The 1,402-nt window shown below is 67.5% G+C and carries 1 protein-coding gene; it reads left to right on the top strand.

The annotated features are described in order from the left end of the window. Positions 1–1,402, top strand: a 1,402-nt coding sequence (locus LXT21_RS44700) for a non-ribosomal peptide synthetase (protein ID WP_267145451.1), incomplete at its 3' end; no start/stop codon positions are given.

Here is a 1,402-nt window from a genome sequence, read left to right on the forward strand (position 1 = left end):
CTGCCCGACAGCCTCGCCTACGTCCTCTACACCTCCGGCTCCACCGGCACTCCCAAGGGCGTCCTCTCCACTCAGCAGAATGTCGTCCACTGCTTCGACGCCTTCGACTCCCTCTACTCCACCTCCCCGGGACACACCTGGGCCGCCTCCGGCAGCCTCTCCTTCGATATCCACCAGGAGGAAATCCTCTTCAGCCTCTCCCGTGGCGCTCGCGTCATCCTCCGCGACGTCGGCCCTCTCGGCCTCGGCCATGACATCCGCCGCCACGCCGTCTCCCACGTCGTCATCACCCCCTCCTCCCTCGCCACCGCTCTCGAGGAGCCCGGTGCTCTCGACTCCTTCCGCTCCCTCTCCGTCCTCGTCACCGGCGGTGAAGTCCTCCCTGACTCTCTCGTCCAGTCCCTCGCGCTGACTTCCACCCGCCTCGTCAACACCTACGGGCCCACTGAAGCCAGCATCAACGTCGCCGCTGAAATCTCCCTCCCTCACCGGCCCGTACGTCTCGGCAGCCCTCTTCCCCGCTGCCAACTCTACGTCCTCGACGACTCCCTCCAGCCCCTTCCCCCCGGCGTCCCCGGCAACCTCTTCATCGGTGGCATCTGCCTGGCTCGCGGCTACCACGCCCTTCCTCACCTCACCGCTGAGCGCTTCATCCCCGACGCCTTCAGTGGCTCTCCCGGCGCTCGCCTCTACGACACTGGCGACAGGGCCCGCTGGAATGACGACGGCTCCCTCTCCTTCCTCGGCCGCTCCGACTTCCAACTCAAGCTCCGCGGCGTCCGTGTCGAAGTCGAAGAAATCGAAGCCGCCCTCCTTCGCCTCTCTGGCGTGAGACAGGCCGCAGTCCTCCCCTTCCGTCCTTCTCGCGACACCTTCCTCGTCGCCTTCCTTGTCCTCGACGACGGCGCGCCTCCTCTGGCTTCGCTCCGCGACGCGCTGGCTTCTTCCCTCCCCGAAGCCCTCGTCCCCTCTCGCTTCCTCTCCCTCCCCTCCCTCCCCTTCACCACCAGCGGCAAGGTCGACAGGACGGCCCTCTCCTCCTTCGACATCTCCACCGCCGAAGTCCCCTCCTCCTCCGACGCCTCTCCTCGTGGGCAGGCCGAGACGCTCCTCTCCCAGCTCTTCGCCGACGTCCTCTCCCTCTCCCACGTCCCCCGTGACGCGGACTTCTTCTCCCTCGGTGGCCACTCCCTCTCCGCCACCCGTCTCGTCTCTCGCATCCGCCTTGCCTTCGGCGTCGAGCTTCCCCTCGCCGCCCTCTTCTCCTCCCCCACCGTCGCCGGACTCGCGCTCGTCCTCTCTCAGCACCACGACGCACTCCCTCTTCCTTCTCCCGCTCCTTCCTCACTGCCCCCTCTGGCCTCCTTCGCCCAGGAGCGCCTCTGGTTCCTCCATCAGCTCC

This window comes from Myxococcus guangdongensis (genome assembly GCF_024198255.1).
Lineage (GTDB): Bacteria > Myxococcota > Myxococcia > Myxococcales > Myxococcaceae > Myxococcus > Myxococcus guangdongensis.